This is a genomic window from Erwinia sp. S38 (assembly GCF_016624545.1).
Lineage (GTDB): Bacteria > Pseudomonadota > Gammaproteobacteria > Enterobacterales > Enterobacteriaceae > Erwinia > Erwinia coffeiphila.
Genome location: NZ_JACVTS010000020.1, coordinates 20,043 through 32,172 on the forward strand (window position 1 = coordinate 20,043; position 12,130 = coordinate 32,172).

The window sequence follows — 12,130 nt, forward strand, 5'->3', positions numbered from 1 at the left end:
GGATATGACAAAGGGTGAATACGCGTCAGTGTTGCAAAATATTCTGAAATTACACACGCAGGAGGCTATCGATAATATTATCAATATTAAGCGTATTCTTCCTGAAAAAGCGTGTATTGCTGAGGTTGGCATCCATCCTGCTCAGGATGAGGAAGGCATGTTTTCAATCATTGTCCACCTTTGTGGCCTGGACTTGTATCTACTTAATCAGGTGATCGCACCCTATCGGGTATTATTCGATGTGAAGTATAGCGAGGGTAAGTTACAACCGGATGTTCCTCTATTTTGCCCTGAAGAAACTAGCTTCTCGGTCAATGATTTGATTGTAGAAGTGAGTATTAATTGGGTTCAGGAAATATGGGCTCTTTCAGGTGGCTTAGGTATCCCGGCATATACTTTTGGAGAAGAATGCTCAAAGCCTGAAGGATTTATTTCTCTGAAAAGTATGTGATTTTTAGTGAGTCATCACGTGATTCTAACCTAAATACAACACCGTCAAGATACAGATACATAATGTTAAAATTGTTTGATGTCGGTGAAATAAATGGGGGGGGCGGGTTAGGCTGTTACAACTTCTGAGTTATTAAGAAGCGCTGTTCGGTATGTTTGTCGAAGGAGGATGCTATAACAAGAGTATCCAGGTTGATCTTGCAGATGTTAATACTGACCCTGTGATAAGTCACTCGGGCATGCTGAATTTCTCCAATCGTTTAAATAAATCATAATAAATGGAAATTCATTGGGCGATTAGATCTCATAATCATCTGGAACATACCTTCCGTTTTGCTATTCAGTATAGCCGCAAGCATGCAGCAACGGCTTTAAGGTTTACTACGGACTCTGTGAGAGCTGTATTTACATCGTGGAACTTTGGCATAAAAAATGAATGATGAGGAAAGTTATTTTCGTTAACTAATATTGTGAGTGATTTTCGATATTCTGGTATCAGCTCCAAAATAAACATAACGTTATTGAAAATGTGTAGAGCGTTACTGTTGTTAAAGGTCATCTTACCTTTTTGAAGATAATAAGGATAAGAGGGACACAGACAGCGAAACCAATAATAGAAGCTAGCGCCGAATCGGAGTGATTTTTCGATAGCTCCTTAACAAACCAGGTGTATTGAGAAGGTGTAAATTCTCCGCCCTGGCTCATTGTCTCAGAAAAGTTAAGAGCGAAAACTAGATCGAAATAAAGCACAATAAAGTAATACGCTACGCAGATCAGCGCGATACTCACCCACCTGATCCAAAATTTCTTATTCACCATCATAAGTGCTTCCCAGTTAGCCGCCAACAGCGTTGCCGGAATGCCGGGGCTGGAGAGTTCCAGATTTTGAACTTCATCTTACTTTCCTAAATATAAGCAAGATGAGCACGGTTGAAATTATATAGCCGAAGAGAGCAATATCAATCAGTTTGTCATAATATCGTTCAAATTCGGTAACAACAGCATTACATGCTTCAATGGTAATTGTCTTATCATTGAGTATGTCAGTGTATTTTCTTGTTATCCCGTAATCTAATACGCTAACTAACACGGATGCTATGTAGATAAATGAGATCGTAAGTATGCAGCCCCATCGGACGAAGAACTTTTTTCTACTCGTCAAGGTCATACGAACCTCCCAGGAATCCTCCAACGGTGCCACCAGAATAACCAGAAACGGAACCTAATGTTGAGGCTCCCGCAGCAAGATTTTTCTCCATAGGGTTTTCTTCCGCAGTCGTATAGTTATCCACATTTGGAAATTGTTTTTTAAAGTAATGAGTCACTTCAAAAATTTGCATTGAATTCAGACTGCTGCTTTTTCGCACAAGATAATTTTGCAAAGATAAAGGCACAGTAAAATCCTCCCTACCTTCGATTGGTAATTGTGTTGAAGTTGATATGTAGTTTGTTTCGAAAATTTTTGATCCGGCTTCGCGAATTAACTTAACAGTATGAGTTGTGCAGTTGCTACCTGTAAGATCATAAATGTCAATTACTCTTCCTCTACGTTTGGTTCTTTCCCCCATTTTTTCCGTAAGGATTGGTTTTTCTCCGATGTTCCATAGGTTTTCAAATAATGAACGTGTCACTACTATGGAGGCATCATCAATCTGAAATACCCGCGCGTTAACTTTGTAAAGTTCTTCTCGGTAGTAGCTGCGAGCATCATCCTCAATAAAGAAGTTTAGTATTCCATCCCCCGTTAAGTTTGCTGGCCCTCTTCGACCAAAACGGCCGTAGGTGTAAACGTAAATCGAACTATCTTGATGTACGGAGACGAACGCATGCCCAGCATCGGTGATTTCAGTCCAGATAAACACCCCGTTCAGTAACGGGTTATCTTCTGGCTTGCAGGTCTCAGCAAAATTATCGGTTTCAGGATCGGCCAGTGGGCCAGGAAGCACTGGAAATTCAATCGTGTGGGATTGTGTCGAGTTGGTTTCTGCTGGCTCTTTAGAAAATTCGTAGGTGTCGTAGATTGAAGGAATAAAACGTGAGTTACAGGGGCAGGAGCTACGACTGTGCAGTGTTCCGGCAATCCTTTTGCCGTGTATGTCGTCGTTTTCAAGCCCACCCACGATGCGGAATCTACTCGCATATTTACCGCATGTCACCTGATGGCCTTCACATGCCATGTCTCTGTCGAAGTGCTGATGGTCTGTACATCCTTCAATAATTCGACCACCGCAAACCGTCTTATCACCCCTGAATAAGTAGTGACCTATAGCCATTTTCTTTCATCCTTGTATTGGCTTAAAATCCATACAAAAATTGTAGCCTTTTCATGTTGGTGAGTAAATAATCAGTCGCAACAAAGTGATAAGTAGTTAGTGAGGATAAAATTTTATTAATAGAATGAAAAATACAAAGAGATATTTGAAAGTTTATGTGAATTTATACCTTTTAGAAATTCTGGGTTGAAATCCAGAATCAACGAAGCGCGATTATCTATTTCACGAAATAAATCATTTCGATAAAAAAACCGTACAGCATCGGTAACAGCATCAAACCCAGTAAATTAACCATGGGGGGAAGCTGGCGGATAAGGAGTACGGGAAACATCATGAAAAAGATAACTATCTGAACAGGTAAGGTTTTCCACTCCGTGCGCCGCTGCCAGAGTACCCACCCAACCGGAAGAATCAGAAACAGCACAATCACCAGTATCCGCATCGTTATCATATCGGAACCCTGCCATGCACTGGCCCCCTGCCACCCGCGATAAAAAACCGTCAAAAGAATTAGCATAGAGGCCAGCCAGAAAGCACTGTGAACGCAGCTCTTGGCGATCCCATCAGTTTGGAACCGACGGATGAGGATTGGATAACCCCAGAGAAATATGGCTACCACGACTAACATCAACCCAGACTGTAGTGCCAACTTTGGTGATTCCTGGCCCGGCAACCATGCTGTGTATCCCCAGAATACAATGGCAATCACCGCTTCCCAGCTGAGAGTCCACTCGGACTTGTTAAGATTATCAAGCAGTAGTGGATTAAGGCGCTCCTGAAGAGCGGGATACCGTTGACGAATTTCGTTGACCTGCTGGGCCAGCTGTCGCAAAAGATCGGGAGCAAGCCTTCCCCACCATGGCACTGTGGTGCCTTTCTCCGCCAGCAAACGCCATTTAAACTGCCCGTAACGATTGTTGGCATAAACTATGGCAAGCTGCTGCCAGTAGTTTTCCTGCTCAGTATTTGTAATCTGCTGTTCTAAGGCACAAATAACGCTTTCGGGTAAATAGGATGAGAAGTAGCTGTCTAACTGCCAGTGCATCACCGCAGACACTTCGTTTAATAACGAGCGGTAAAGCCAACGCTGTTCGCTGAGTGCTTCAGCCAGCATCTGGCTAAAGGCTTGCCTGGCTTCGAGTGAGTCGGGAATGTCGTTATCAAGATAACGATGAAGTTCGCCCAGTCCTTCAAGCTCATCCTGAATTAATAATGTGGAAAGCTCTTGGGCTTTGTGCCAAAGCACCTCTCTGCTCCAGCCCGCTTTGGATAGCGCAGTTGGTTCCTGCATCAATTGTTGGACATATTCGACCATCGACGTCGGCTGAGGTTCTTGAGTCGATATGGCCTCTTCATCCGGCAGAATTTCTGCCGAACTGGCATAGCGTTTCGCACCATCAAATGCTTCTCTCAGTTCCTGAAACCCCTGTGGGTCACGGTCCGGCCGACGGTGTTTTAACTCTCGAGCATAGGCCCGGCGTATCTCACCTTCATTCGTTGTCGGTTCAATGCCCAGCACATCCCAGATTGTTGCCATGGTTAGATTCCATCCTTAATTTTATCCAACAACTCGTGCAGCTTATTTCCGAAACTAAAATTGGATTATACAGGAATCATATTATTTACCTTACTATATTAAAACTCACCTGATTAATTCCCGAAATTAACTTCTTCCCCAAACGTATTCATCAACTATCAAAAATCTTCATCATCATTCCATACCGAATCAATCTCTAACAATTAACACCTATCACACACCTTATTCAGATTAGTCGTAATCAATAACGGCAAACAAATTATTGCGATCCCTCTCACATCGTGGACAATACTTAGCCATGCACTGAATCTATATCAGCGAAATCAATGATTTTAAATCAAGGGATGGAATATGGACCGGAACACGCAGGCGTTCACCTCTTACTGGCGTAATGCGCTGGCGGATGCAGAGTCGGGTAAAGGGGCATTTGAGCGCAAAGATGCGGACAAATTTACCCAGTGGAACGATATCTCCTCGGGGCTACTGAATAGCGAGATCGTCCAGGCGTTTTTTATGGGGGAGCCGGACTCGGTTAAAACCGTTGAGGTGCTGCTACGGCCAGAAGCCTGGCTCCGCCTGCTGAAGCACGGCAAAGAGCGGACGGCAGGCGCACCGGGAGTCGTCACGCCGCTGGTCACTTCTGCTCTCCTGAACCGTGAAGGGCTATTATTTCCCGTCGCGCAAACCACCATCCCCCGCGATCTCCTTGAGCCTCTTCCCTCCGGCACCTTCTCGATTGGCGAAATGGAGCAGTACGACAGGTACAAAACCACCCATGACTCATACACCTTCGGAGAGGATGAAGAAGATCGAAGTGAAGAGACGGAAGAGCAGCGTGAAGAGCGACATACTAAGCACTATCACCAGTGGCAAAAATACCGGGAAGATATTGAGAAGCTTTTAAACGAAGTGGCGGGGTCGTGGAGCAAGACTCACGAGCAGTACGAACCCGCAGGCTATGGCTACGTGATTAAAGCGGGTCAGGCCAACGGGGCAAGCTTCCATATTCTTCCCCTGTACGACCATCTTGCGATGTCTAAAAAAGAGGTTCCGCTGCTGTCGCGCTTTGCCGCCGCGGACACCCCGCCGTTAAAACCGCTTCTTGCCGCCAATGCAAAGTTCACCCAGCGGCTGGGGCATTCCGGGGATGCGTTCCCGCTGGCCGCCGCGCAGCGCGATGCCCTCAGCCATTATCTTACTCAGCAGCCGGGCGATATCCTGGCCGTTAACGGCCCGCCGGGCACCGGAAAAACCACGCTGTTGCTCTCTATCATTGCGACGGAATGGGTGAAAGCGGCACTGAATAAAGCCGAACCGCCGGTCGTGGTAGCGACCTCAACCAATAACCAGGCGGTCACCAATATCATTGAAGCCTTCGGCAAGGACTTCTCCGCAGGCTCCGGCGCGATGGCCGGGCGCTGGCTGCCCGATCTGCATAGCTATGGCGCTTACTTCCCGTCTCAAACACGCCAGGCGGAAGCGGCGAAGAAGTATCAAACGGAAGATTTTTTCACCCGCGTTGAGTCTCTCGACTACGTGGAAGACGCGCAGGCCTGTTATCTCGCAAAAGCTCAGGCGGCGTTCCCGTCGGCAGAGTGCAGTACCCCTGAGCGCGTGGTCGATCTCTTGCATGAGCGTTTAATCCGCTCCGCCATGCAGCTTAAAAAAATCGAGCCAGCCTGGGAAAAACTGAACGTCATCCGCCAGCAGCGTCAAGCCATCGGGGACGATCTTGAACAGTATATCCAGCAGAAAAGCGCGCTAGTGCAGGGCTGCCTGGATGAAATCGCGTTGCTGAACCAGGGCAAAAAACAGTGGCAGCAGTACCGCGCCGGGGAATCCATGATCTATGCGTTCTTCTCCTGGCTTTCGCCTGTCCGAACCAAGCGCCTCTACCAGATGAATCTTTTCCTGGATGAGACGTTTGGCAGCCGCATGGCCGGGTTTCAGGGTCAGATCCCGGAGGGGATTGAAGGCTTTATCGCTGGCCTGATTGCACAGGCGGAGAAAGCGCAGGGCGAGTACCAGCAGCAAATCGATCTGGCCGAGGCGATTCGCCAGCGGGAGAGTGAAGCGCTGGGCGACTGGCAGGATCTGGCCCGTTCACTGGGGCATTCCGGTGAAGAGGAGTTGAGCCTGGCCGATGCCGACGATCTTGCCGATACCCATATCCGATTCCCCGCGTTCCTGCTGGCCACCCACTACTGGGAAGGGCGCTGGCTGATGGATATGGCTGCGATCCCCAACCTGCAGCAGGAAAAACGCCGCAACGGAGCGAAAGCTCTTCAGGCCCGCTGGCAGCGCTGGATGAAGCTCACGCCCTGCGTGGTGATGACCTGCTACATGCTGCCCCGGCATATGAAAATCAGCGAGCATAACGGCGAGTCGAAAAGCTTCGAGGACAGCTATTTTTATAATCTGGTCGATCTGCTGATCGTCGATGAAGCAGGCCAGGTGCTACCGGAGGTCGCGGCGGCTTCCTTCGCGCTGGCGAAGAAGGCCTTAGTGATCGGTGATACCGAGCAGATAGAACCGATCTGGAGCAGTTTATCCAGCATCGATATGGGGAATATGGTTGAAGAAAATATCCTCCCCGTCGGCAGTCAGGAAGAGCTGGCCGAAGCCTATGCGCGGGTGTGTGACTCCGGCAAAAGTGCGGCATCGGGCAGCGTAATGAAGATTGCCCAGTTCAGCTCGCACTATCAGTACGACGCTGAAATGGCACGCGGTATGTATCTTTACGAGCATCGCCGCTGCTTCGATAACATCATTGGCTACTGTAACGCACTCTGCTACCACGGAAAGCTACAGCCGAAACGCAGCGCTGAAAAGGACACGCTCTTCCCGGCGATGGGATATCTGCATATCGACGGCAAAGGGATGAAGGCCCACAGCGGTAGTCGATATAACCGCTTCGAGGCCGAAACGATAGCGGCCTGGCTGGTGGCGCATAAAGAGGACATCGAACGTCATTACGGGAAGCCGCTGCATCAGGTGGTGGGCGTAGTCACCCCGTTCTCAGCACAGGTTGAGGCCATCAAGAATGCATTAGCGTCGCTCGACGTTAACTGCGGCGGCGGTGAAGACTCGCTGACGGTAGGTACGGTGCATTCACTCCAGGGAGCAGAAAGGCCAATCGTGATCTTCTCTTCGGTTTACTCCAAGCATGAAGATGGCGGATTTATAGATAAGAAAACCAGCATGCTGAATGTTGCCGTCTCTCGCGCTAAAGACAGCTTCCTGGTGTTCGGCGACATGGATCTGTTTGAGATCCAACCTGGCTCAACGCCCCGAGGCTTGCTGGCGAAATACCTGTTCGCGTCGGCAGGCAATACCCTGCATTTTGAGTTCAGGGCCCGTAAAGACCTCAGCGCCGCACAAACCCAAATCTCTACGCTTCACGGGGTAGAGCAGCACGATACGTTTTTAAATCAGACGTTTGATGATATCGGTAAGAATATCACCATCGTTTCCCCCTGGCTGACCTGGCAGAAACTCGAACAGACGGGCTTCCTGGCATCGATGATTCAGGCACGTTCACGGGGTGTCGATATCACCGTTGTTACGGACAGAAGCTTTAATACCGATCACACCGATCCCACGCAGCGCAAGGAGAAGCGGGAGCGCCTTCAGGCCGCAATGAGCAAACTGAACGAGATGGGCATCGCGACGAAGCTGGTGAATCGCGTGCACAGCAAAATTGTGATGGGCGATGACGGGCTGCTGTGTATCGGATCCTTTAACTGGTTCAGCGCCACGCGGGAAGAAAAGTATCAGCGATATGACACGTCAATGGTGTACCGCGGTAACAGTTTAAAAGGTGAAATCGAAACGATTGCATCCAGCCTGGAGCAGCGGTTGCTATAAAACGCAGGAGAGGACATTAGCGCTTTGCGATTGAGTTTAAGCAGGGCGCTAATATTTTTGGAGAGTCCGGGATTAAGTTTTAACTTCGTTGATTCAGCTATTGTGGTAAGACATCGCTCCAAATCATAAAACACCCTCTGGATTGACAAAGAGGTCAGCCGTATCCTGTGGCACACTTAAAACAAGGATGTTCAGTGATATGGCCTTACATGGAAAGCTCGTTATCAATGATGCGTATTATTGTCCCCTATCATTTCCCGGAGTCGGTACATTTTTAGCGTTTTCTGGCGATGGTGCCTATCGCAATCGCGGTGCGTGTGGAATGAAACCTGCGGTTGGTCCTGTTCCTGCGGGTAAATACTGGATTGTGGACCGCCCAGAGGGTGGTATCAAATCGCAGGCGATCACGGCAATGAAAGATGTCTGGAACCATTATCAAAAGGGCGCCACCTTTACACACAAAGAATGGTTTGCATTGTGGCGCGATGACGGGAGCGTTGATGATTACACGTGGATAGAAGGTGTTAAACGAGGAAATTTCCGTCTTCATCCGGGCACTTTATCAGAAGGTTGTATCACTCTGCCACACGATACCGATTTCGCCATGTTACGAAATGCGCTATTGAGAACACAGAAAATAGATGTTCCTTGCATGAAAAGACTCAAGGCATACGGCACTATTGAGGTGATTGCTAATGGTAAAGTATGCCCTTAGTATGGCGATGAAAATATTGCTATTTTCTTTTCTTATGATGGTCGTTGCAAAAGCACTTTCTTATGATGATTTGGTGAACAGTTTCGTAATAAAATATGTCACCTATGATAATGCTAGTTTCATTAGTGAACTGATCTTAGGTGAGCCCGACCCTGAGCCTTATGATTCAATGATTTTCTATATTGACGTTCTGCTCAATATGCTAATTTGTGTTCTATTGTTCAGTGCAATATTTTCATTTTGTCATGCTATTAAGCGAAAGCTTAAGGTTGCAGAAACTCTAAGAGACTGTGGAGTATCTACACTTCGGCGATTCGTTAAGCTATCCTTTTTCACAGTTTTGTTCTGCACTTTGTTTCGAATTTTACCTTATCAGTCAATATTACCCGTAGGCGAAAAATATTCAGTCGGAATGATAGTGGCTGTAGTTATGTTTAACCTGATACTAACAATTTTCTGTTATTGGTTTGTTACGGAAAAAATCACAATCAAAAGGAGTTTGTAAAATGCCTATTCCGGCTTATATGTGGCTTAAAGATGATGGTGGTGCAGATATCAAAGGATCTGTAGATGTTCAGGATCGCGAAGGTAGTATTGAGATTGTGGGCTTTAGCCACGGACTGAATATCCCTGTGGATAGCGCCAATGGAAAGATCACAGGTAAGCGCTCGCACTCACCGATGATGATTGAAAAGGAGTTTGATAGTGCCAGTCCGTATTTGTACAAAGCGGTTGCTACGGGGCAGACACTGAAGTCTGCGGAGATTCGCTGGTACCGTATCAATCATGCAGGTCAGGAGGAATGTTATTTCATTATGACGATTGAAGGAGTTAAGATTACTGGGGTTAATCCAGGTATGCCAAATGCTAAAATGGCAGGTAATTCGCAAATCAATCATATGGAATCTATCGCTCTGATGTACGATAAAATTACATGGCGTTATGTGGATGGTAATGTTCAGTATACAGATGACTGGAATGTGAGAGCGTAGCAATTATCATTCAGGGCATTCTGTGTGGAAAATATCGCGATTTTCCTGAGAAAAAAAACGATCTTCTTTGGGAGTCAGTAATAGTAATTTAGTCATAGAGTTTTATTTTTAATAAAGTCGCATATGAGTCATATCGATACCATAAACATGTCATCCCAACATGTTTAAAAAATCGTGTTTTATCGACATATCGGCCAGATGTGTCGATGCCATAAACATGTTCGGGCCATATGTTTAAGAAAAGCGGTTTTATCGACATATACTGAGAGGTAAAATGCATGTTTTACGGCGCTATCGGCAGCCGTTTTCAGCCACATCTGTGGCAAAACACTCGCTCCATCATTAAGGAAGATATCCATGTTAAAACCCCTCCTCACCGGCACGCTGCTCCTTGCCGCATCCACTCCCGCTTTTGCCGCACCCACAACTGACGCACAGCTGGCCGATGTGGTTAACCGCACTGTCGCGCCGTTAATCAAAGAACAGGCGATCCCGGGGATGGCGGTAGCGGTGATTTATCAGGGCAAACCCCATTATTTTACCTGGGGACTGGCGGACGTAGCGGCGAAGAAGCCGGTGACGCAGGAAACCCTGTTTGAGTTGGGTTCGGTAAGTAAAACCTTTACCGGCGTGCTGGGTGGCGATGCGATTGCCCGTGGGGAAATCAGCCTGAGCGATCCGGCCAGCAAATACTGGCCTGCGCTGTCCGGCAAGCAGTGGCAGGGGATAAAGCTGCTGCATCTGGCGACCTATACCGCCGGTGGCCTGCCGCTACAGGTGCCGGATAACGTCACCGACGCAGCCGCGCTGCAAACGTATTACCAGTCCTGGCAGCCGGAGTGGGCACCGGGGGAAAAGCGCCTGTATGCCAATTCCAGCATTGGTCTGTTCGGCGCGCTGGCGGTGAAGCCGTCGGGCATGGGCTTTGTGCAGGCAATGAACAGCCGCGTACTGCAGCCGTTGGCGCTGAAGCATACCTGGTATCAGGTGCCGGCAGGTGAGGCTAAAAACTACGCCTGGGGCTACCGTAACGGGAAAGCGGTACACGTCTCTCCGGGCATGCTGGATGCGGAAGCCTACGGCGTGAAAACCTCGATTGAGGATATGGCCCGCTGGGTACAGGCCAATATGCAGCCGGAGAAAGTAACCGATGCGTCGCTGCAAAAAGGCATCGCGCTGGCGCAGTCGCGCTACTGGCAGGTCGGGGACATGTATCAGGGGCTGGGCTGGGAGATGTTGAACTGGCCGCTTCAGGAAAAAAGCGTGGTGGACGGTAGCGATAATAAGATCGCACTGGCCCCGATGAAAGCTACGGAGATCGCACCTCCCGCACCGCGTCAGCAGGCGTCATGGGTGCATAAAACCGGGTCTACCGGCGGATTTGGTAGCTACGTGGCGTTTATCCCGCAGAAGGATATCGGCATTGTGATGCTGGCGAATAAAAGCTATCCGAACCCGCTCAGGGTAGAGGCGGCTTACCGCATTCTGACCGCGCTGGAGTAACCTTTTTCAGCCTGCATCGGCAGGTTGATGTATTTAAGCGGTTGGTCGCCTGAGTCCGATCAACCGCTCTGATTTTTGTCAGGGGTGGCCTGGTTTTTCCTTTACATTTTCTGCTTTGACCTGCTCCATCCAGCCTTCTAACAGCCACAGGCATTCTGCTGCCTGCGGACCGGCATCAAGTAAAGACAACCGCGTATCATGATAAACACGTACGGTCTCCTTCATGGATTTATCCAGAGGAAATAAACAGGATAAAGCCGTTCCCTGCTGATAGCGAATATGCTGCTTATCCAATAAGGCTAGCGTTTTCAGTGTGGCATTAGCATTGGGGGCAAGAGAATAATAAAGCGCGGTAGTCAACTGGTTTGCCTGTTGCTGATCTACAATCGGAGCCAGATCTACGGCAAGAGCTATCCATTCACTTTTTCCGCTGGAAATATTATCCAGCGTAAGCTGCCAGTCGGCGGGGGAAAGATGAGTTGAAAATCCCGCTGCACCGTAGCGCTGAATATCTTCATGGATGGCGATAATCGTCGTCGCTGAATAGGACAAAACAGGAAAAAACAAAAGAATCAAAAGGTACTTAACCCGATGACAAATATCATTCCCTGTATTTATGGCTGTAGCCATAGTGAAAATCCTTTTTAGTTTAAAGAGATTTCACTCTAACCACGATTTAGGTTTGGCCTCAATCGGGTGCCCGGCGAAAAAGTCTAATATTGACCTCCTCGCGCAGGGCACCCGTTAATGCTATTCGCTATTCGCTATTCGCTATTCGCTATTCGCTATTCGC

9 protein-coding genes are annotated in these 12,130 nt (G+C 48.1%); 5 read left to right on the plus strand and 4 right to left on the minus strand.

Features of this window, described 5'->3' with window-relative positions:
- Window positions 1-4 precede the first annotated feature (4 nt).
- A complete protein-coding gene (locus tag IBT46_RS19985; RefSeq protein ID WP_200547093.1) occupies window positions 5-451 on the plus strand; it encodes a DUF6389 family protein in 447 nt (148 codons plus the stop codon).
- Between the two features lie 554 nt (window positions 452-1,005).
- On the opposite strand, the gene IBT46_RS27745 is transcribed toward IBT46_RS19985, so the two are convergent.
- From IBT46_RS27745 to IBT46_RS19995, 3 genes are all read right to left on the minus strand, one after another.
- Window positions 1,006-1,269 carry a hypothetical protein gene (locus IBT46_RS27745; protein WP_370569505.1) on the minus strand — a complete coding sequence of 88 codons (264 nt, stop codon included), beginning with the start codon at window positions 1,267-1,269 and terminating at the stop codon, window positions 1,006-1,008.
- 332 nt (window positions 1,270-1,601) lie between these two features.
- Window positions 1,602-2,723 carry a PAAR domain-containing protein gene (locus tag IBT46_RS19990; RefSeq protein WP_200547094.1) on the minus strand — a complete coding sequence of 374 codons (1,122 nt, stop codon included), beginning with the start codon at window positions 2,721-2,723 and terminating at the stop codon, window positions 1,602-1,604.
- Between the two features lie 217 nt (window positions 2,724-2,940).
- Window positions 2,941-4,260, minus strand: coding sequence for a molecular chaperone DnaJ (locus IBT46_RS19995; RefSeq protein ID WP_200547095.1), 1,320 nt, complete (start codon window positions 4,258-4,260; stop codon window positions 2,941-2,943).
- Between the two features lie 351 nt (window positions 4,261-4,611).
- On the opposite strand from IBT46_RS19995, the gene IBT46_RS20000 reads away from it, so the two are divergent.
- From IBT46_RS20000 to ampC, 4 genes are all read left to right on the plus strand, one after another.
- The gene (locus IBT46_RS20000; RefSeq protein WP_200547096.1) at window positions 4,612-8,127 is read left to right on the plus strand and encodes an AAA domain-containing protein; all 3,516 of its coding nucleotides are present in this window, start codon (window positions 4,612-4,614) and stop codon (window positions 8,125-8,127) included.
- 199 nt (window positions 8,128-8,326) lie between these two features.
- Window positions 8,327-8,842, plus strand: coding sequence for a DUF2778 domain-containing protein (locus tag IBT46_RS20005; RefSeq protein ID WP_200547097.1), 516 nt, complete (start codon window positions 8,327-8,329; stop codon window positions 8,840-8,842).
- A gap of 506 nt (window positions 8,843-9,348) precedes the next feature.
- Window positions 9,349-9,834, plus strand: a complete 486-nt coding sequence (locus IBT46_RS20010; RefSeq protein ID WP_200547098.1) for an Hcp family type VI secretion system effector — start codon at window positions 9,349-9,351, stop codon at window positions 9,832-9,834.
- A 357-nt stretch (window positions 9,835-10,191) separates the two neighbouring features.
- Complete coding sequence (ampC, locus tag IBT46_RS20015) at window positions 10,192-11,337, plus strand: CMY2/MIR/ACT/EC family class C beta-lactamase (protein WP_200547099.1); 1,146 nt, start codon at window positions 10,192-10,194, stop codon at window positions 11,335-11,337.
- 78 nt (window positions 11,338-11,415) lie between these two features.
- Here ampC and IBT46_RS20020 read toward each other — a convergent pair whose 3' ends face one another.
- Window positions 11,416-11,967: a hypothetical protein gene (locus IBT46_RS20020; protein WP_200547100.1), complete on the minus strand. Its 552-nt coding sequence runs from the start codon at window positions 11,965-11,967 to the stop codon at window positions 11,416-11,418.
- Window positions 11,968-12,130 lie beyond the last annotated feature (163 nt).